Genomic DNA, 20,236 nt, shown 5'->3' with positions numbered 1-20,236 from the left:
ATCCCGAGAACGGCTGTGACATAGCGTTCTCCTGGAGACAGCTCTATGACTGCGCCTTACTTGGTGGCTGCCCAGCCACAGGATTCACTCAGCCTCGATTCGGTCAAGGGCGACTTTATCCAGCTGCGTGACGTGTACAAATCCTACGGCGAAGGCTTGGTGGTGATGGATCACCTGAACCTCGACATGCGTGCAGACGATCGCCTGGTAATCATCGGCCCGAGTGGCAGCGGCAAGAGTTCTCTGTTGCGGGTGATGATGGGGCTGGAAAGCATCCAGGGTGGCACCATCACGTTTCAGGGCAAGCCTTATATCAACGGTTCGGGGCGCGGCGCCGGCAAGCCGCTGGAGGCGAAGTTGCAGGCCCTGGTAGGCATGGTATTCCAGCACTACACCTTGTTTCCGCACCTGTCGGTACTGGGCAACTTGATTCTGGCACCGATGAAAGTCCATGGCCTGTCCAAGGCCCAGGCCACCGAAAAGGCACGGGTGTTCCTCGCGCGGCTGGGCCTGGAAAGCAAGCTCAACGTCTACCCCAGTCAGCTTTCGGGCGGGCAGAAGCAGCGCGTGGCGATTGCTCGGGCCCTGATGCTGGAGCCCAAGCTGATGCTGTTCGATGAAGTGACCTCGGCCCTCGACCCGGAGATGGTCACGGAAGTGCAGGGCGTGATGATGCAATTGGCCGAAGAAAAAATGGCCATGATCATCGTCACCCACGACATGCACTTTGCCCGCAGCATCGCCTCGCGCGTGGTGTTCTGCGCCGAAGGCAAAGTGGTCGAGCAGGGGCCGCCGGAGCAGATCTTCACCACCCCCAGGGAGCCGCGGACCCGCGAGTTCCTGGAAAAAGTCCTGCACCTGGGTCGAGGCTCGCCATCATGAATTATGAATTCGATTTTCACTTTCTGACCGGCAATTGGGGCGCGCTGTGGGACGGCCTGAAGGTCACCTTGCAGCTTGCCTTGATCTCCAACGTGGTCGGCCTGGTGCTCGGGTTTGGGCTGTGCCTGCTGACGCTCAGCCGCTGGTTTTTCATCCGCTGGCCGGCGCAGTTGTTCATCGAGTTCTTTCGTTGTACCCCGGCGCTGCTGCAGATCGTGTGGTTTTTCTACTGCGTGCCGATGCTGTTCAACGTGTTTATCGATCCCATCACGATGGGCGTGCTTGCCCTTGGCCTGAACCTCACCGCGTTCAATGCCGAGGCATATCGCGCCGGCGTGCAGGCAGTGCCCAGGGAGCACCAGGATGCCTGTGTTGCGCTGGGGCTGCGACCGTGGCAACGCACGCTTTACGTGATTCTGCCCCAGGCGCTGCGCACGGCCTTGCCGGTGTTGATGACCAATGGCATTTCCATCCTTCAGCAGAGTGCGCTGGTCGCCATCGTCGCTGTCGCCGACCTGATGTATGTGGGCAAGAGCATCGCCACCGAGGCGTACCGTCCGCTGGAAACCTACTCGCTGATTGCCTTGATCTACTTCGCACTGTCCCTGCCCATCGCTCAGTGCGTGCAGTGGCTCGAACGCCGTCAGGACGCCGCGCTCGCGCGCTGAGGAGATTGTCATGCATCTGGATTTCATGGTGGTGTTTTCTTACTGGCAGGTCCTGGCCAAAGGGCTTGCGTTGACCCTGGCGTTCACCGTGAGCTGTGCAGTGCTGGGAAGCGTGTTTGGCTTCCTGCTAAGCCTGTTGCGGCTGTCGAAAAGCCGTTGGATCAGCATCCCTACCGGCTTGTACGTCGAACTGTTTCGCGGTACGCCGTTGTTGATCCAGTTGTTCTGGATTTTCTTCTGCCTGCCGGTGGTATTCGGCCTTTCCGTGCCGCCCTACGTGTCGGTGGTGCTGGCGTTGACCCTGTACATGACCGCTATTACCAGCGAGACCTTTCGCGGCGCGCTCAAGTCCATTCCCGGCGAGCAGCACGACGCCTGCACGGCCCTTGGCGTGGCCCGGTGGAACAAGGTGCTCTACGTGATCTTCCCGCAGGCATTGCTGCGCGCCGTACCGCCATTGCTGTCCAACGTCGTCAGCCTTTTCAAGGAAAGTGCGTTGATTTCATCCGTAGGCATCGCTGACTTGATGTTCGTCGGGCAAAACATTTCCAACAGTACCGCACGCCCGGTGGAGTTTTTATCAGCGGTGGCGGTGATCTATTTCCTGGTGGCGTTCCCCCTGACCCGGCTGGTCGGGGTGGTCGAGACCCGGATGCTCAAACGTTACGCCTACTGAGCCACACACTGGAGACGCACTCATGCAACAACTCAACGGCATCATGCCGGCCCTGGTTACCCCATTCGATAAAAACGGTGCTGTCGATTACGACGTGCTGGCCTCCCTGGTCGAGTACCAGATCAAGCAGGGCGTCGGCGGCCTCGTACCTCTGGGCTCGACCGGCGAATACTATGCACTGACCAATGAAGAACGTCGTCAGGTCATGGCCACCGTGCGAGAAGTCGCCGATGGTCGCGTCATGTTGATCGCCGGCGCCAACGGTTCATGTACCCGCGAAGTCATCGAGCAGGTCAAGCAGGCTCGGGATACCGGCTACAGCAATTTACTGATCGCGCCGCCGTACTACGCCATTCCGACCCAGGACGAACTGATAGGTCACTACAACGCCATCCTGGATGCGGTGCCCGACGTGAATATCGTGCTGTACAACTACCCCATCCGCACTAACGTGGAGGTGGGCTATAGCGTCATGGATGCTCTGATGGACCACGAGCGCGTCATTGCCATCAAGGAAAGCGCGGGCAATCTGCTGCGGGCCATCGAAATCGATGAGCGCTACAAGGGCAAGATCCAGCTCTCGTGCGGCTCGGATGACCAGGCCCTGGACTTTTTCCTGTGGGGCGCCACCAGTTGGATCTGCGCGCCAGCCAATTTCCTCGCGCCGCAGATCGTGGCGTTCTATGAAAACTACGTCAGTGGTCAACTTGCGGGGGCCCAGCAGATCGTGCGCTCGCTGTTCCCGCTGATGAATAACCTGGAAAGCGGCAAGTTTATCCAGAAGGTCAAGTATGGGTGTGAACTTGCCGGCTTCAATGTGGGCGTGGCGCGCATGCCGTTGTTGCCGCTAACCAATGAGGAAAAGTCCGAATTCCGTCGTGAATTCGAAAAGCTCCGAGGCTGATATCGATCCCGCATCGGCGCCCCATGCCGATGCGGATTCATGCATGCAGATTTTGCACTAATCGAGGGGCTTTATGATCAATACGCAATCGCCCGCTCACGGCCAAGCGACTGTCGTTATCGGCGGCGGCATCGTCGGGGTGTGCTGCGCCTTGTATCTGCAGCGCGAAGGCCACCGGGTCACGCTGATCGATCCACAAGCACCGGGTGACAGCACCGCCAAGTGGAGTTGCGGGCAGATGGCGGTGAGTGAGGTTATCCCGTTGTCCAAACCGGGCATTCTGAAAAAGATCCCGGGCTGGCTGCTGGATCAGAAGGGCCCGCTGGCGCTTCGCCCCAGCGCGCTGCCGGGGATATTGCCGTGGTTTCTGCGCTTTGTTGCCTGTGCGCGACATTCGCGCATCGTCGACATCGCCAATGAAATGGCGACCTTGACCCACCACGTCTACGAAGACTACGCGCCATTGCTGGATCGCTGCGCCGATAAAAATCTGATGGGCGAGCGACCGATCATCGAAGTGTTTGATACAGCTGAAGGTTTGGCCCAGGAAGGCCCGCATATGGATCTGTGCCGCTCCCTGGGTTTCAAGTCCGAAGTACTGGATCGTTCGGCGATAGCGGACCTGGAGCCGGCTCTGGCGGGAAAATTCAAACACGGCCTGGTGTTCCCGGATTGGCGTGCGGTCAGCGATACCAAAGGGTTTATCGCTGCGCTCACGCAAAGCTTTATCGACCAGGGCGGCGTGCGTTTGCGCGGGCAGGTCGGAAAAATCGATGAAAATTCTGACCGCGCCAGCGGCGTGACTCTGGTCAACGGCGAGCGCTACCCAGCGGACCACGTGGTGATCGCCGCGGGCACGGGATCACGCCAATTTTTTTCCCAGATCGGAGGCTCAGTGCCGCTGGCGGGCATCGCCGGCTACCAGGTGCTGTTACCCCACTCGGGTGTAGAGGTGCGTCACTCGGTGATCTATGCCGATGGCGGCTTCTGCTTTGCACCAATGACCCGTGGCCTGCAGATCGGCGGCACCATCGAGTTTTCTGGACCGGATGCCGAGCCGAATTTCAAGCGGGCCGACATCATCCTGGAAAAGGCGCGCAAGATTCTTCCGCAATTGAAACTCGACGACATTGAATATGGCATTGGTTACCGACCTTTCCTGCCGGATACCAAACCGGTGATCGACCGCAGCTCGCGGCTGAAGAATGTCTTCCTCGCCTTCGGCCACGGTCAGCTCGGGTTGACACTAGGTGCCACCACCGGGCGCCTGATTGCCGACCTCGTCGCCGAGCGTCCCCCCGCACAAGACCTGACGCCATTCAGCGCCCGACGCTTTGCGTTCACCTGAGGTTCCTTATGAAGTCCTACGAGCATCTGTACATCGACGGCCAATGGGTAAAGCCTGCCCTGGGCGGAACGTTCCCGACCATCGACCCGAGTAATGAAACGGTGTTGGCGCACGTCGCTGCCGCCACCGCCGCCGATATCGACCTGGCAGTAAAAGCAGCGCGCAGAGCCTTCGACGAGGGGCCGTGGCCGCAGACGACCGGCGCGCAAAGGGCGGTTGTATTACGTAGCATCGCCGCCGGAATCCGGCAGCGTCTGGATGCGCTGGCGGCGCTTGAAGTGCAGGACAACGGCAAACCGTTCCCCGAGGCCCAATGGGATATCGGCGACACGGCCGGCTGCTTCGATTTTTACGCCGACCTCGCCGAAGGGCTTGATACCCAGCAAGAGCAGAACGTACAGCTTGCCGATGAACGCTTCAGTTGCATCGCTCGCAAGGAACCGATGGGCGTGGCCGGTGCGATCATCCCTTGGAACTTCCCGATGCTGATGGCCGCATGGAAGGTTGCCCCGGCGTTGGCCGCAGGCTGCTGCATGGTGCTCAAGCCTTCGGAACTGACACCTTTGACCGCCCTGGAACTGGCCGACATTGCCCATGAGGCAGGCCTGCCAGCCGGTGTGTTGAACGTCGTCACGGGGCTGGGGCCTGATGCAGGAGCGCCCCTGAGCGAGCATCCGGGCATCGATAAGCTGGCGTTCACCGGCAGTGTGCCGACCGGCGCCAAGATCATGCAAGCGGCCGCCCGCGACATCAAGAACATCAGCCTGGAGCTGGGCGGTAAATCCCCATTCATCATTTTCGACGACAGCGACATTGAAGCGGCCGTCGAGTGGATCATGTTCGGGATCTTCTGGAACCAGGGTGAGGTGTGCTCCGCCACCTCGCGTGTGCTGGTACAGCGCAACCTGTATGAGCCGTTGTTGAAACGCCTGGTCGAAGAGACCAGCAAACTCAGCATCGGCCACGGCATGAAGGAGGGCGTTCTGCTCGGCCCCTTGGTCAATAACACCCAGTACGAAAAGATTCTGCAAGCCGTCGCACGCGGCAAGGAGGAGGGCGCCACGTTGCTGTACGGTGGCACGAGGCCCAAAGATTGCGAATCCGGCTACTTTCTGACACCTGCCATCTTTGCGGATGTTCCCGCGACAAGCTGGATCTGGAATGAAGAAATCTTTGGCCCGGTGGTCTGCGTGCGCCCATTCGACGATGAAGCCGAAGCCTTGAAGAGCGCCAACGATTCGCGCTTTGGCCTGGCGGCGGCCGTGATGTCCAAAGACCTGGTGCGTGCGGAGCGAGTGGCACGTCGCTTGCGGGCCGGGATCGTCTGGGTCAACTGCTCCCAACCGACCTTTACCGAAGCGCCTTGGGGCGGCTACAAACAAAGCGGTATCGGCCGTGAATTGGGGGAGTGGGGGTTGAACAATTATCTGGAAACCAAACAGATTACCCGCTACGACAGCGACCAGCCGTGGGGCTGGTACATCAAGTAAAGGAGGGCATCATGCGCTGGAAGAAAACGCTGCAAATGGTCGACGTGCATTGCGAAGGCGAGATCGGCAAAGTCATCACGGGGGGCGTCCTCGACATACCCGGCAAGACCATGCTCGACAAGATGAACCATATCAATGAGGTCGACGATAGCCTTCGTCGCCTGGTGATGCTTGAACCCCGTGGTTGCCTTCAGATGTCGGTCAACCTGCTGTTGCCGCCGACGCGTCCGGAGGCCCAGGCTGGCTTTATCGTGCTGCAGGCCGACAAGGCGCATCCGATGTCGGGCAGTAACTGCATCTGTGTGGCCACGGCCCTGCTGGAGCTCGGCATCCTGCCGATGGAGGCGCCGTTCACCACGGTGGTCCTTGATACCCCGGCAGGCCTGGTCACTGCCCGAGCGCACTGTGTGGATGGACGCTGCGTCAGTGTTTCGCTGGATATGGTGCCGGCGTTTGTCGAGCATCTAGATACGCTCATACACACCGACCAGTTCGGCCCGATCAACGTGGATATTGCGTTTGGCGGAGTCTACTACGCCCTCGTTGATGTCGAGCAGGTCGGCTTGAGCATCGAGCCCGGCAATGCGCGTGCGCTGGCGGATGCGGGCGTGCGCCTGCGAACGATCATCAACGGTCAGGTCGCCGTGAAGCATCCGCTAATCGAAAGCCTGAACGAGGTAGCGTATGTGATGTTTCGCAACCGTATTGATCAGACCATCTGGCAAACCTGCACCACATTGCCTCCCGGGCGCGTCGACCGCTCGCCCTGCGGCACAGGCAGCTCGGCCAACCTGGCGACCTTGAGTGCTCGTGGCCAGGTGTCGCCGGGCGATCAACTGATCTCGCGCTCAACCATTGGCGGGGAGTTCAAGGTCGAACTGCTGGGTTTGACCGAAGTCGGCGGTCGCGCTGCTGTGCTGCCGCGCATCACCGGGCGGGCCTGGGTGTACGGCATGCATCAGATTGGCGTCGATCCGGATGACCCACTGGCCGCCGGGTTTATGCTGAGCGACACCTGGGGCGAAGGTTTTTAATCGAGTACGGGCCGGTGTTAATCTGGCGTCCGGTCAAATGACCCGCCAGTACCCTGAGAGTGATTCAATGAGCAACGACACCCCTGAGACCAGCACCAAACGTCACGGTGGCCGGTATATCTACGAGGAGCTGCGCAAGCAGATCCTGACGCTCAAGCTAAAACCGGGCTCGCCGCTGGACGAGGTTTCGCTTGCGGCACAGTTCGGTCTTTCGCGTTCACCGGTCAGAGACGCATTGGCACGGCTGATCAGCGAGGGCCTGGTGACGATCCTGCCCAATCGGACCACATTGGTCACACCGTTTGAAATCGAGGATTTTCCCAATTACGTTTCGGCGCTTGATCTCATTCAACGAGCGGTGACTCGTCTGGCTGCGACGCAGCACGACGAGGAGGACCTCAAGCGCATACGCGCGGCGGACGCGGCTTATCTGGAAGCCGTTACTTCAGGCGACTTTCAGGCCATGTCTGAGACGAATAAGGCGTTTCATATCGCAATCGCCGAAGCGGGTAAAAACCCCTATTTCATCAGTTACTACGAGAAATTGTTAGGCGAAGGTCAGCGGCTTCTGCACCTGCATTTTGATTACATTATCAGCACAGCCAGCACCACCACGCGCCTGGGGCGCGACCACGATGTCATCGTCGATGCCATCGCTGCGCGTAACGCCGACGAGGCTGAGCAGGCAGCGCATGAGCATACGATGCTGTTCCAGCGCCGCTTTCTTGCCTATATGCAGCAGAATTTGACAAAAGCGGTATCGGTTAAATCGTCTCGTGACGCTGCTCGCGACGAGCCAGATCGAGGGCAGTCCAGATAGGCTGGAAAAATGTCTACGGTGCCGGGGCGGTCTAATAGAAGGCAAAAATGATCAGATGAATAGCCTGCCCGACAACGCCTAAAGACTCTCAGGATCTCCAAAAAAACATTTTGACAGGGCTCTGGGGCGGTAGTTACAGCCTGAAAAAATCGAATTATGCCCCCAGTTTTGCCCCCATTCGCACCGGGTGTATAAGCGATCGCGAACGGCGATTTCCTACGGCCTCAAGTCTGGCATGCCTGGATCAGCGTATTCCGTTTGGGCTGCGGTGTAGGTTGGAGGTTTCTTCGCGTAAATGAGTCTATGGCTGTTTGAGATGAGGGTTTGATCGGCCACTTTCCATAATGGCCGTCGGTGCGGTGGCGCCCAATGCCCGTGCTCGAGCATACGCCTGGCGTCGGGCATCACGCGAATCCGCAAGATGCGCAACCACTACGTGCCGGTGGGTCTTGGGGGGGACTGCTGGGCTTTCAACAATGACGCCGACATGAGCGGTGAGGTGCACCAAGCCTACTGTCGGAGCAGGTCGGTTTCGGCCCCTATGCGATAACTGCGTGCGAAGCACCAGCTTTTTGGCAACCTGGGCAGTGCCTAGGAACTCAACCCTCAGAGTATCGCCGCCTTGGCCCCGTGCACATCTGGCTACCCCATGTATGGGGTGCTAGGGGTCGAGTGTTCGAATCACTCCGTCCCGACCATATTATTCAATGACTTAGCCCAATCTGAAAAGGTTGGGCTTTTTCATGCCCGAAAAATACTCCCACATTTACTCCCACGAATATCTTGGATCTTAATAGCTTTACCATTTGAGAGGCTTGGTTGTGTTCGAGTCTCGTCCGCTGCGCCATATTTGCTTCCACCAAGCCCCACTGAACGCCTGGAAACCACGGAAATAGCGGCCTTGAGCCGCTTTTCTCGTTTTCTGAACTCCACTGGAATCCATCTCCGCCACGGTTTTTTAAGTAAACATTTAAGTACACCGCTGGCACATGGGTGACTGCGAATCTGAAGGAAGCCCGAGGTAAAATGCTTGCCTGACGAACAGAAAGCGGATAGAGGCGGCGCAGCGGAGTAAGGTGGCCATGATCACTAAAGCTTAATACTTGCACGGAACGCTGTGACGTAGAGGCGAGCGAACACGATTGGCGAATAAACCCATGGGCAATGTTGACGATACGGCGTTCGCCAAATGGCTCGAGCGGATTCCGGTGATTCGCGAAGTGGCTGAGCATCACTCGGAGTGGAAAGAGCCCACGCAGCGATTTGAGATTTGAAGCAGTGGTCGATTCACACCCGAGGCGCTGCTGCTGATCTCGGAGAGAAACCTTCAAACTCAAAAGTACGAGATCGTTGCCAAGGGCTCAGATCATGTTTTCGAGCAAGTCTGGGTTGTAACGAAGCAGGGCTGATCCGCACCTACGAACAGCACTTCATCAACCATCCATAGAAAGAAATTGAGATGAGCCCGAGCGAGCGGCTAGAAAAAAGGAGCGGGATAAAAAGCGAGCCGTGGTCGAGAATACGTCAGTGCCAACTTCCCCTACACCCACTCACATCAGTATCTGCTTTCGGGCAGCGTAGTGGTGCAGGTATGGTAACAGCACCTTCTTTTTTTTCTGTGATTCCAATATGCAATTACTGGGTTAATATACAGCTCTCTCCCTGGTGTGCGCTCAAGAGGACTGAATGGCTCCTACTCATGACATCATCGAAATCAGATCGCTTATCGATCTCCTCTCCATATTCAATATCTCCGCTGACATAACCTTGACCAAGGATCAGTACAGCCACCCACTGCGCCCCTATCGCTTGATTCAGCCAGAAGCCAGTTGCCAATACCAAAAAAAAGGTACGCGCTGTTCGAAGATGCATCAGCATGGCTTTGTCGTCGAGCTCAAAGATGGCTCTAACGTATTGATAGGTCATTGCTGCGCCCACAATCACTTGGGCCTTCATGACGCAGAGGTCAAAGGCGCGTTGAAGCAACTGTCCGCGACCGAACATCGAAACATTCGGCGCCATAAGGTGGAGACATTGCTCCTCCAGCGGGATGCATTCGTTGAAAGGGTTAGAGCGGCGAACATCAGACATCGCGGGCTGGTGGATAGGATTGACCAAATCCTGCAAATCCTTCCTGAGCGTGTGGGTGTCATTCTCAAAACTCGGTGGAAGAGTAGCCACCTCGAGGTGCTATGGAGCTACCAGATCATCAAGAAAGGGATCGATGAGAAGGGTAAGACCTATGAGGAACGTCACTGGTACCCTCATTCCTTCGGAAAACTCAAAGGTATGGGCTTATGGCTACAGTTGGGTCAACAGCGGTATCAGGAGCGTCTGCTCGATTTTCGCCGGCAACTTGAGGCCATTCCCTCAAAAATTCGTTTGACCAATGCACAGGTAGAACAGGCAGAGGCTGTTTTCAACCGACTGACTGAGCTGACAGTCATCGAGAGAGAGATACAGTCCCAGACGAAGCTGATCGACGAATTCCTTAATCCTGCCAACTTGGAAATGGTTATCCAGTTGACCAGCAATCAAAAAATCCGCGCGGAAACGGTGCTCGCCGTGCACAAGCTTCGAAATGAGACTTGCGGCAAGGCTCCTGAGAAATACGTAGCCGAAATCGACCGAATGTTGAAGCAGCGATATTCAGCCGGAGCCATACGAATCTCTGAGTAATTCTTGTCGCACCCGCGTCGAAGCTCGAGTCGTCGATAGTCACTATCTTGCAGAGCGCGCTGGTTCTTACGTTGGCGTCGGGGGCGGGTTGGTGTTTTGCTGAGTGATAAGCTGTGCTCGAGAAATTCGCCAAGTCCACACTATGGTAGCGAGCATGCCAAGGATGGCTAGGATCACGGCGATCGTAATTCCTGTGATGCTCAGCAGGAAACCTAGTAAGCCATCAATTTCTGAGCTTTGACCCATCGTACGTTGCAAAGCCATAAAACGAATTCTTGCTGCGACGTCGACTTTCATGGCGCCAAACGCCGCCTTTGCCACGTTCTCATCTGTGTCGCTAGGCAGCTCTTTAAACGTGAGTTTATAAAGTTCCAATGCTGTACTACAGTAATAATTGCGATTCGCATAATTATTTTTTGAGGCGTCGATGCAGAGCTCAAGGTAATCAAGCGTTCGCTTGTCTTGGTTTTCGGCAACCAAAAAGCTATACGTAGCGTTATGTTGATTCGAACTTTCCTGATATTTATCTAACAGGTAGGTGAGGTATCCGAGGTAGCTGCCTAAAATAACGATACCCACGCTAGCCGTGAGTAGCACTCTGGTCAGAGCGCGTTTTGAGGCCTTGGTCGTAATCCTATTGGCTAGCCTTCCCAGTACGTCTGCATCTTCAAATGCTTCCTTAATGCTGCCCATATGGCTCCTTGAACAGTTTCGTGCTTATCTTGGGTGGCCAGCATTATGCCTCCGTGCCGTAATGGCCGCGAGCGACGATGGCTCAGGTTTTGGAAATACCTAGGGGGCATCAACGAGGCTGCGGTACATCCACGCTTCAAAGCTGCTCCTTCCGGGAGCGCGAATGTGAAGGAGATACGATCTGGTGAAAATTAGGAAGCTGGAAATCAAGAACTTCCGGGGAGTCAGCAAGCTGGAATGGTGCCTTCCAAAGGCTCATATATTCTGTCTGATTGGCAAGGGAGACTCGTCTAAATCGACCATACTGGAGGCCATTCGGTATACGTTCTTCCCCCAGTGGAATCTCACGCTCAGCGACTCCGACTTCTATAGCGGCAACATTGCAAATCCGATCACTATCGAAGCAACGATCGGCGAGCTTGTAGATGACTTTTGCTCGCTCGCTAAGTATGGGCATTACCTCCGAGGCTGGGACAGCGACGCGTTTCAGATCAACGATGAGCCAGATGACCATCTCGAAAACGTGCTCACCGTGCGTTTCACTGTTGGCAAAGATCTCGAACCTCAATGGGTTGTCGTATGCGACCGACAACCGGAGGGAGTTCCTTTCAAGCAAGCCGACCGGAACAAAGTCAGCGTCGGCTTGATCGGCACATTCAGTGAAAGGCAGCTTTCATGGGCTACGGGCACTGCCTTGTCGAAGCTGACCGCAGTACAGAGCCTGAATGAACTGCTGGCAGATGCCTCTAGAACTGCGCGATCGTCATTAGATGCGAAGCGGGAGGAGACGCTAAAAAATTTCGATGCTGCCGCATTGAAATCTCAGGAAGTCGCCAAGCTCCTTGGGGTTCCCGTGGTCGATGCCTACAAAGCGCACCTTGATCTGGCCTCCGTAAATTTGAAAGCTGGTGGACTAGTCCTGCATGACGGTGAAATTCCGCTGCGCCAGTTGGGGCTAGGGTCCAGGCGCATGCTTTTGTGCGGCATTCAGAAGATGGGACTGGATGAAGGTCATATCACTCTGTTCGATGAAGTGGAACTCGGCCTGGAGCCTCACCGGATCACACGACTAATCAAGCACATCAGAGAAGATAAACGGGGCCAATATTTCCTCACGACTCACTCGCCAACAGTGTTGCGTGAGCTGACCATCGACGAACTCTACGTCGTGCACCGTGTAGGTGGCGTAACTCAGGTTATCCCGGCAGCAAAAAAAGGGCTTGAGCAGCATGAACTGCAAGGAAAGGTACGTTCAAGCTCTGACGCATTCCTGGCCAAGAAGATCATCGTGTGCGAAGGCGCAACAGAGGTTGGCTTTCTCCGGGGATTCGATGATTATCAGGTGGAGAATAAGAAAGATCCACTGTCTTACCATGGAGTGGCGTTGCTGGACGTTATCGGTGGGTCAAAGGTGAAGCCTATTGCCAAGGCATTCAAGGCACTTCACTACGAAGTGTCTGCACTCGCCGATGGAGACGCTGACGACCAATTTTCCGAGGCTGATGCGCGTGTGCTTCGGGAGTTGGAGATTCCAGTCTTCATGTGGAGTGACAAGCTGTCATTGGAGGAGCGCGCTTTTCAAGATGTGCCGTGGGAATTCGTCTTGCTTAGCCTCTATCTGGCACGGGATACGTTGAATTACTCGGTTAGGGATCAAGTACTCAATAAGTTCGAAGGTAATTTGGAAAAGGAGCTTGGCCACTGGGAAGACAGCCCTGAGCTGCGAAAGGCCATTGGTATTGCGGCCAAAAAATCTAACTGGTTCAAAGACATCACACGTGGCGACCTATGGTTCAAAACAATTAAGCCTGCGTTCGAGGACGCTGGGTTCGCCAAAACGGACCTTTCCATCCAGCTGACCAAGCTTTGGAAGTGGGTTGAGCATGTCTGAAGAATTAGCCATCAAGCTCAACGATTGCAAGACGAAAGGGTACGTAATCGCCCCTGCGGGCTACGGAAAGACGCATCTCATTGCTTTGGCAGCGCGGGTTTCTGACGGTAAGCAGCTGGTTTTGACTCACACCTTCGCCGGCGTCAATTCGATCAGAGCGAAGATGACTTCGCTCGGTGTGCCGACTTCAAAATATCAGGTCGACACCATTGCGAGCTGGTCCCTGCGTCTGTGCTTGGCCTATCCGAAGACATCAGGGTGGAATGTAGACAACCCGACGAATGAACAGTGGAATCAGCTTTATGGATGCTGCTCTGTCCTGCTAGCGAAGTCGTTCATTCGGCATGCCATATCAGCTTCATACGCGGGTATTTATGTTGATGAATATCAGGATTGCTCTGATCTGCAGCACTCTTTGGTATGTGCCTTGGCAGACCTCCTGCCCTGTCGGCTCTTGGGCGATCCAATGCAGGCTATTTATGATTTTGACGACGCCAATCCTGTGGATTGGGGGCGTAGCGTCTATCCCAAATTCGAGTGTCTGGGCCATCTGGAGACACCATGGCGCTGGGCTGATAATCCAGCGTTGGGCGCTTGGCTTAACGACGTCCGGACCAAAATTCAGGCAGGTCAGCAGGTCGATCTTTTAGGGAAGAGGCCTCCCTGCGTAATTCGGTACCGCACCGAACCTGAAGACCTCGAAAAAAAGCAGCGCTCTGCACTTTGGAGCTTGCTAGGTCACAATGAAAGCGTCATCGCACTACACGGTGGAGACCCGCGATCCAAGAATATGACGCACAATTTGGCCCAAGGAATGGCGGGCCGGTTCTCTTCTATTGAGGAAATCGAGGGCAAAGTGCTTCACACATTCCTCAAGCAACTGGCCGCGGCGAAGACCGCCCAGAAGGGGTTGCTACTAGCGCTGACATTTGCGAAAAAGTGTTTCACTGGCGTTGGCAGCGTAGTGGCGGCCGGTACGAGTCGCGGAGAGTCTGCGGTCCTCCGGAAAACTACCAAATACCCAGGCCTGCTTTTGGCTGCAAATGATTACCTCGCAGATCCTACAAGCGGTCACCTAATAGCATTCTTCCTAGAGCTTAAAGCAAACCCGGGGACGGGTGCTTATCGCCGTGATTTGTTGTTTCGCTTGCTCCACGTACTCAAAATGCATAGCGAAAGCGAGGGGTTGACCCTGGTGGAGGTGGGTAAGATCTACCAGCGCGATATGAGACATACGGGACGCCCCATCTCTCACCGCAAACTCATCGGCACCACCTTATTGGTTAAAGGCCTTGAATTCGACCATGCGGTGATACTGGATGCGGATTCTCTCGATGCCAAGCATCTATATGTTGCGATGACCCGCGGCTCCAAGTCTCTGACGATTCTCGGCGCCGGCAGGCTTGTGCCTGTGAGTAGAGACTTATGAGCACACCGATTACTTTGGCTGTAGGCGATATCGACCTCACGTACAATACGGGACACATGGGCATGGACCACGGCATGCTGTTCCAAGAGCGTGACCGTCGTCGCCGTCGTCATGCGAGTATTAATTACGAATACTACGAGAAACATTCAAGGGATGTTTCACAAAGCGAGCTTTGCTTTTGTCGCACTCTGGGGGCGATGGTCTCGCGGCTGGAACTTCTCGGGCACACACTCAAGTCGGTCGAGGCTGATTATCAAGTTCAAGTATCACTCGACAGCGAACGGTTCGCTTATACCGAAGACGGCGGCCCGTCGCCCAATCGTTTAACGTTCCAGCAGTTCGTTGACTTTATATGCACGAATGCCGTGTGTGATCTGAAGAACGATTACGTTGAAAATTACGATGCCAAGCACGCAGAGGGACACGGTCGGCTCGCTAGCGACCCCGCTGTCTCGCTGCTACCGGCAGGGGATGTTGACCGAGAAAGGGGGGGGTACTCGGAACGCAGTCATTTTTTCGCTCTAATTGAGTTCCTCCACCCGTACTCCATTCTCCGAATTCTTGCTGAGAATCCGTCTAATCTAAGCCTTGATGTGGTGTGGGACTACGGCAACTTCGTCAGTGCAGGCTGGGCGCAAAACGAAGACTTCCTCCCCAATGCCCGTCGTTCTCAGACTTATTTAATCGCGACTGAAGGGACATCCGACACTCGAATCCTGAAGCGAGCCCTCAAGCTTCTCCGACCAGATATCGAAGATTTTTTTCGGTTCATCGACATAGAGGAGCGACATCCATTCTCCGGAACAGGGAGCTTGTCAAAGTTTGCCGAGGGATTGATCAAGATTGATGTCCACAATCGTGTTGTTATCCTATTTGACAACGATGCGGAAGGTGTCGAGGCGTTCGAAGGTCTCCGGCGTTTCAACTTTCCTGCAAACATGCGGACAATGCTTCTGCCTGACCTCGAAGAGCTACGCAGCTTTTCAGCCCGGGGGCCCAGCGGTGTTGAAAATGTAGATATCAATGGTCGTGCAGCAGCCATCGAATGCTATTTGGATCTTCGGTTAATGGGTCGTCCGCCCCCGCAGGTGATTTGGACAAACTACAAGGAATCGTTGGATATCTATCACGGTGCGCTGGAATACAAGGAGAGCTACGCCAAGGCATTTTACAAAGCTACGTCAGATGCCTTGACAACAGGTGCTTACGACTGTAGTAAATTGATCATCGTGATCAATTCGCTTTACGATCAATGTACTGAGATGGCAACGCAGATGCTTCGCTCCGTGCACGGCTAGTTGTTAGGGTTGCATCGAGCCCAGTCCGACAGTTTTAATTCTCAAGTAATTTGAGCTTAAGAGGCTTTTTAGGATGCTGCGACAGTTTTGCGAATTTTTTAAGCGCCTTGGAGGCCGCTAAACTTCTACCTGGCTGCGGTAGCTTTAACTCTCAAAATTCAGATTGGAGCGGAAAGATTGGGTCGGGAGGGGGCGATGCTAACTGCGGTCAATCCATCATTGAGCGCGAAGAGCCGCTGCGGGGAGCAAGAAAGCGGTTCAGTGACGGGGGCACAGCATCGTTTCTGCGTAAAAGCTCTTTTGGGATACTACGGAAAGTCATGCTTTTCCAATTTAAGAAAAGGATTGTCAGCAGGTACAGTATCGAACAATAGTGCCGATTTTTCTAGTAGATAACCTTTGAGTTTCGCTTTCTTTCGAGGACCTTCCACCTGACAGATCCAAATGTTCAAACCATCTCCCCGTTTTCTATGGAACTTCAGTTTCTCAAACTCTTTCTGCACCCGGCGCCATTTTTCAGTTTCTTGATCGCCCCCCTGTGAAATACCGGGATATTCCTGCGCGTAGCGTTGGAAAAGACCAGGTGTTACCAGAAACACCATGCCGTCCACCGTGTGAATCTTCGCCTTGCTATCGTTGATGATCAGCTTGTGGTTCTGGATGCCTGATTTGACCCAATTCAGGAATGTCTGACCAGGGTTGTCCGATGAAGGATTTGAGATTGCGAGGGTGCCTGCTGACGATGCATTGCTGACCTCAGACTCTTCCAGCTCGAACATATCCAACAACGTGCCGAGGTAGTCGGCATTTTCCATCGTCAGCGGATCGGGCTGCGATGGGCTTTGACGTGATCCTGCACTGACAGTCTCGGGCGCTGCAGGTGATGCCGGAGTGTTGGGCTGATTGTGATCGCGTGCAACGCTTACCGTTCCGTTGAAAGCCTCGGGGCGCTCTTCGCTCCCCCAAATCAGTGCCGGTTGAAGGCGCAGAAAGGTGAAACTCTGCTGCCAATTTCCCTGTGTCACAAGCGCAGTCCAGATGGCTTTGCCATCCGGCGTGGACTCAACCAATCCATGTGACTGCAGCTCGTCGAACACCGCGAGGTTGGACGAGGGAATGCCCTCAATCGATTGCGACAGCAGGTAGGCTCGCAGCTTGTCTGTGACCGTCTTGCTGACAAGCCAGAGTGAGTCCTGGGTCAGCCAGCCCGCGGCACCTGGCTGGTTGAGTTTCAGCTCGTTCAGAACCAGATGACGCAGTCCGCTGATCAAGTGATGTTGCAGCGAATGAATGGGCGCTTGTAATGCCTTGCTTGGGTTGCCACCGATGTTCTGCGCAGTGGAAACGCGGTCGGCCTGAGTCACCAATTCGCCCAGCACGCCGGCACGTTCGTACTGACCCGCCAGGACATACAGCAGACTGGCCCACAGTGACGGAAATCCACTGAGCCAATCGAGGATTGGGCGGTCGAGAATCTGGTTGTAGAGCAAGCCTGCGGCGGCGCCGTGCAAGTGGTAGTCGCGACCCTTGAGGTAGCGGAAACGATACGGTTGGTCCAGGGATCCCTGCCAAGGATGCCAGACGCTACCGTCTTGGCGTTCGACCAGCAGGTCCACGGCGATCTTGCCGAAGTCATGCAGCAACGCGCCATAGGCGATGCCAGCGGACCAAGCGTCGGTCTGGGCGGCTTGGTCTTCGGGCGCGGCGCCGGTCGGCAGCAGATACGACTGACGCAATTTCAAACTGCAAGCGACCAGTTCCAGTCCATGGTCGAGCATGCCGCCAAGATAAGCATGGTGGTGCGTCTCGCTGGCTGGAAGCTGCTGGACCAGCTCGGCGTAGCGATGGATCGGATTTAAATAGAGCTGGTTGAATTGCGGATGGGAGAGGGCAGTGTACTGCCAAATGCGATCAAGCAACTGGCGGCGATGCTCGGCTGCTAACAAGCTCTGGGACGATTTGACGGGCAGGTAACCTTCAGCGACGTTTATGGTTGATGGCGGAGGGGGCTTCTGCCTTTTGCGGCGAAACAGACTGAGCATCGTGGCCTCCCAGGAAATGGCAGGATCAGTGGCCTTTTAGCCTTTTCGGGTAGGGCTCTTACCCTTGAGCTCCCGTTCCCCTTCCAACCCTTGCTCGTCCTTTTGCCGTATGTACCTTTTGTGCGGCAATCGGAATATCGATTTGTCCTGGTGCCGTTTTGTTGGATGCGCGTGCTGGTGCGAAAAAGGAAAGTGTCGGTACACTGCGGTGCGAATTTTATTGGGTCTTGCCATGAACCTCACTGACGCCACGCTCGTGCTCCTGCTCGCGGCACGTATCCATGGAACAGACGAAGCCGTCAGGGCCTCGGCGAAGAGCGTGGTCAAGAAGCTACCGCGAAGCAAACGTGATCTGATCTACAAGGTGATCGACAGCCGAAGTCCACTCGAGCTGGTGGATTACCTGGCTGAGAATCTGGATACGTAACGGCGTACTGCGGTTACGGGATTACCTCATATTCTTTGCGTCAAAGCTCCGCAGTGTGGGGATTTTTCTGGGCATAGAAAAAGGGTCCAACTCGTGTTGGACCCTATGAAGCGTTTGCAGCGGTGAGGTGGCGATCAAGCTCCATCGTTCATGCATCGCGAGTCATCCATTACCGTCTGCTTCCGTTGCTGCTCCAGGTTGAGCACGTACTCCGAAGCGCATCGGGCCTGGCCACTGGCGCGGAAAATCGCGCGGTTGTCAGCCTTGAGCAGGCCGAGCCAGGAGTCGATGTATCCCTCGTGGCGCAACTCTCCTCGTATGCCTGCGTAGGCACATAAGAAAGCGGCACCCATTTCCGCGATCAACTCTTCAAATGCATAGTCTGGCGAGCCGAATGGGCAAGGTGAGACCACTCCCTCGCGCTGCAACCGAGAGTGGTGTCCGGTCCAGTGCGTCAGCTCGTGAAGCGCGGTGGCGTAGTATCCACCTTGATCGTGAAATTGCGCTTTTGTCGGCAGTTGGATGAGATCCCTGGTCGGGTGGTAAAAGGCTTCGTCGGTAAAACGATGAATGATGTTTGCGCCCGAACTTAGCAACAGGTTTTCCGCAGCGTCGTTGGGGAGGAAGGGATCGCTCGGTTCCGTTTCGAGCAAAGTTTCGTTGAGCGTTTCGAGCCCCTCCGTTTGCTCGATGTTGAACACAAAATGCGTCCTGAGAATGCCAAAGTGAGCGACCTTGGGCTGACCGTTTTCATCGAGTACGGGTTGACCTGACTCGGTCTGTTCCTCACGCTCCATCGGCTTGTAGAGCACTGCCAGAGTGCTGTGCTCACCCTTACGGATGTGCCCGCCGGCTTTTTTGGCTTGATTGAAGGTCAGCCAGCGATCTTGAGTGAACCCCTGCAACCTAGCCTCGGTCCAGAGCAGCGGTAAATTGATGCCCGAATAGGGACGCTGGGTGATGGCGTTGATGGGGTAGGGTTGGTGATGACCGACGTCAGCTGAGCCACTTGAGGACCAGGGTTTGATCCAGGGCGCTACGCCTTGGTCTAACGCGGTAACGATCTTGTCTGTCACGTCTTGGTAGATATTGCGCATGGCATTTCCCTCGAAAAACCGGAGGAACGCCTTGCCCGTCGGGGAGGGTTCCCCGGTGGGTGTTGATTGGATTTGGTGCAGGACTGCGTATAGCCTGAGTTGGATCAATGGCCGTGTATGGCCGTTTGCGTTCAGCGTTGCTGCTCTTCAGCAAGCGCTATCAGTAAGGCGTTAGGTTGGTCTGATGCCTGAAGCAGTCTGAGGCTTAGTCGCAGCAATGGTCCATGATCAGCATCACTCGCTGAGACAAACTTGGCTACCTCGAACACCACGTAGAGTGCGTTTGGATCGGCCAGGTGAGCTTTGAAGGCTGCGCGTACCACGTTGCTCAGTCTATCGAGCTGCAGTTCTTCAGGATGATTCGAACCATCGAGCAGTACTGCGCGTTGCCACGCGTCTGGAGTAAACACAACGGGCAAGCGCAGGCTATCCAGTGTTTCGGATGTGAGTGAGTCGGACATGGTGTACCTCCGTTGGGAGCGAAGAAACCTGTCCCATAGGGGAAAGAGTTTCCCCGCGGTGGGTTGAAGAAAAACCAGAAATTTGGGATGAGCAGAGCCTGAAGGCGCTCGGGAGAGCAGTAGGCGTTCATCACCGTGAAACGTGACCGTGCGAGCCACCGAACGCTAATCGCACTTGGGGGGAACCATCACCGGAGTGACGTAGCTTTGAAGGCTCTGGCTACCTGGGAAGGTGCTGTCGGTAACAGCGATCCGTACCCTCTATGTAGCTGGATGATATGGATGGGGTCAACGGCTATAGAGGCACAGGTACACGAGCTGCGTCTTCTGTCTTCCAGTGAAGAGTTTTTCGCCCGAGCAAGCTGATAAACGGTTAAGCATGGGCGATTTTCAGTAG

Annotated in this window: 18 protein-coding genes and 1 pseudogene; 14 read left to right on the top strand and 5 right to left on the bottom strand. The window is 55.5% G+C overall.

Features of this window, described 5'->3' with window-relative positions; genetic code table 11:
* The first annotated feature begins 45 nt into the window (after nt 1-45).
* The 9 genes and pseudogenes from J3P96_RS17260 to J3P96_RS17220 all read left to right on the top strand — a co-directional run.
* Nucleotides 46-882 carry an amino acid ABC transporter ATP-binding protein gene (locus tag J3P96_RS17260; protein ID WP_434652570.1) on the top strand — a complete coding sequence of 279 codons (837 nt, stop codon included), beginning with the start codon at nt 46-48 and terminating at the stop codon, nt 880-882.
* Nucleotides 879-1,550, top strand: a complete 672-nt coding sequence (locus tag J3P96_RS17255; RefSeq protein WP_434652568.1) for an amino acid ABC transporter permease — start codon at nt 879-881, stop codon at nt 1,548-1,550. The genes J3P96_RS17260 and J3P96_RS17255 overlap by 4 nt, the downstream gene beginning before the upstream one ends.
* A gap of 10 nt (nt 1,551-1,560) precedes the next feature.
* On the top strand, nt 1,561-2,226 hold the full coding sequence (locus tag J3P96_RS17250) for an amino acid ABC transporter permease (protein WP_434652566.1): 666 nt from the start codon (nt 1,561-1,563) through the stop codon (nt 2,224-2,226).
* A gap of 22 nt (nt 2,227-2,248) precedes the next feature.
* Nucleotides 2,249-3,130, top strand: coding sequence for a 4-hydroxy-tetrahydrodipicolinate synthase (gene dapA / locus J3P96_RS17245; protein ID WP_434652564.1), 882 nt, complete (start codon nt 2,249-2,251; stop codon nt 3,128-3,130).
* Nucleotides 3,131-3,203: 73 nt separating this feature from the next.
* Complete coding sequence (locus J3P96_RS17240) at nt 3,204-4,478, top strand: NAD(P)/FAD-dependent oxidoreductase (protein WP_434652562.1); 1,275 nt, start codon at nt 3,204-3,206, stop codon at nt 4,476-4,478.
* 8 nt (nt 4,479-4,486) lie between these two features.
* Nucleotides 4,487-5,968 carry an aldehyde dehydrogenase family protein gene (locus J3P96_RS17235; protein ID WP_434652560.1) on the top strand — a complete coding sequence of 494 codons (1,482 nt, stop codon included), beginning with the start codon at nt 4,487-4,489 and terminating at the stop codon, nt 5,966-5,968.
* 11 nt (nt 5,969-5,979) lie between these two features.
* Nucleotides 5,980-7,002, top strand: coding sequence for a proline racemase family protein (locus J3P96_RS17230; protein ID WP_434652558.1), 1,023 nt, complete (start codon nt 5,980-5,982; stop codon nt 7,000-7,002).
* Between the two features lie 67 nt (nt 7,003-7,069).
* Complete coding sequence (locus J3P96_RS17225; RefSeq protein WP_434652556.1) at nt 7,070-7,822, top strand: GntR family transcriptional regulator; 753 nt, start codon at nt 7,070-7,072, stop codon at nt 7,820-7,822.
* Between the two features lie 358 nt (nt 7,823-8,180).
* Nucleotides 8,181-8,386: pseudogene (locus tag J3P96_RS17220) on the top strand (8-oxoguanine deaminase); the annotation flags it as partial.
* A gap of 140 nt (nt 8,387-8,526) precedes the next feature.
* On the opposite strand, the gene J3P96_RS17215 reads toward J3P96_RS17220, so the two are convergent.
* Entirely contained in the window at nt 8,527-9,159 is a 633-nt protein-coding gene (locus tag J3P96_RS17215) for a hypothetical protein (RefSeq protein WP_434652554.1), read from the bottom strand.
* A 349-nt stretch (nt 9,160-9,508) separates the two neighbouring features.
* Between J3P96_RS17215 and J3P96_RS17210 the strand changes: the two genes are divergently transcribed.
* Nucleotides 9,509-10,501 carry a hypothetical protein gene (locus tag J3P96_RS17210; protein WP_161907375.1) on the top strand — a complete coding sequence of 331 codons (993 nt, stop codon included), beginning with the start codon at nt 9,509-9,511 and terminating at the stop codon, nt 10,499-10,501.
* 66 nt (nt 10,502-10,567) lie between these two features.
* Here J3P96_RS17210 and J3P96_RS17205 read toward each other — a convergent pair whose 3' ends face one another.
* Nucleotides 10,568-11,194 carry a hypothetical protein gene (locus J3P96_RS17205; protein ID WP_434652552.1) on the bottom strand — a complete coding sequence of 209 codons (627 nt, stop codon included), beginning with the start codon at nt 11,192-11,194 and terminating at the stop codon, nt 10,568-10,570.
* A 184-nt stretch (nt 11,195-11,378) separates the two neighbouring features.
* On the opposite strand from J3P96_RS17205, the gene J3P96_RS17200 reads away from it, so the two are divergent.
* The 3 genes from J3P96_RS17200 to J3P96_RS17190 are packed head-to-tail and all read left to right on the top strand — an operon-like array spanning nt 11,379 to nt 15,812.
* Entirely contained in the window at nt 11,379-13,085 is a 1,707-nt protein-coding gene (locus J3P96_RS17200; protein ID WP_434652550.1) for an ATP-dependent nuclease, read from the top strand.
* A complete protein-coding gene (locus J3P96_RS17195) occupies nt 13,078-14,514 on the top strand; it encodes a UvrD-helicase domain-containing protein (protein ID WP_161904267.1) in 1,437 nt (478 codons plus the stop codon). Before J3P96_RS17200 ends, J3P96_RS17195 begins: the two co-directional genes overlap by 8 nt.
* On the top strand, nt 14,511-15,812 hold the full coding sequence (locus J3P96_RS17190; RefSeq protein WP_434652547.1) for a HEPN/Toprim-associated domain-containing protein: 1,302 nt from the start codon (nt 14,511-14,513) through the stop codon (nt 15,810-15,812). The genes J3P96_RS17195 and J3P96_RS17190 overlap by 4 nt, the downstream gene beginning before the upstream one ends.
* Before the next feature lie 308 nt (nt 15,813-16,120).
* On the opposite strand, the gene mobH is transcribed toward J3P96_RS17190, so the two are convergent.
* Nucleotides 16,121-17,854, bottom strand: a complete 1,734-nt coding sequence (gene mobH, locus J3P96_RS17185; protein ID WP_434652545.1) for a MobH family relaxase — start codon at nt 17,852-17,854, stop codon at nt 16,121-16,123.
* Between the two features lie 232 nt (nt 17,855-18,086).
* Between mobH and J3P96_RS17180 the strand changes: the two genes are divergently transcribed.
* Nucleotides 18,087-18,281 (top strand): DUF7740 domain-containing protein, encoded by a 195-nt coding sequence (locus J3P96_RS17180; RefSeq protein ID WP_025214500.1) that lies wholly within the window; start codon nt 18,087-18,089, stop codon nt 18,279-18,281.
* Nucleotides 18,282-18,415: 134 nt separating this feature from the next.
* Here the strand turns inward: J3P96_RS17180 and J3P96_RS17175 are convergent, their stop codons facing one another.
* A complete protein-coding gene (locus J3P96_RS17175) occupies nt 18,416-19,378 on the bottom strand; it encodes an ArdC family protein (RefSeq protein WP_434652543.1) in 963 nt (320 codons plus the stop codon).
* A 131-nt stretch (nt 19,379-19,509) separates the two neighbouring features.
* The gene (locus tag J3P96_RS17170) at nt 19,510-19,839 is read right to left on the bottom strand and encodes a hypothetical protein (protein WP_434652541.1); all 330 of its coding nucleotides are present in this window, start codon (nt 19,837-19,839) and stop codon (nt 19,510-19,512) included.
* Nucleotides 19,840-20,236: the final 397 nt, after the last annotated feature.

The organism is Pseudomonas sp. R3-56 (assembly GCF_051132075.1).
Taxonomy (GTDB): Bacteria; Pseudomonadota; Gammaproteobacteria; order Pseudomonadales; family Pseudomonadaceae; genus Aquipseudomonas.
The sequence above is the reverse complement of the archived record's forward strand: the minus strand, read 5'-3'. Positions and strand labels throughout refer to the sequence as shown.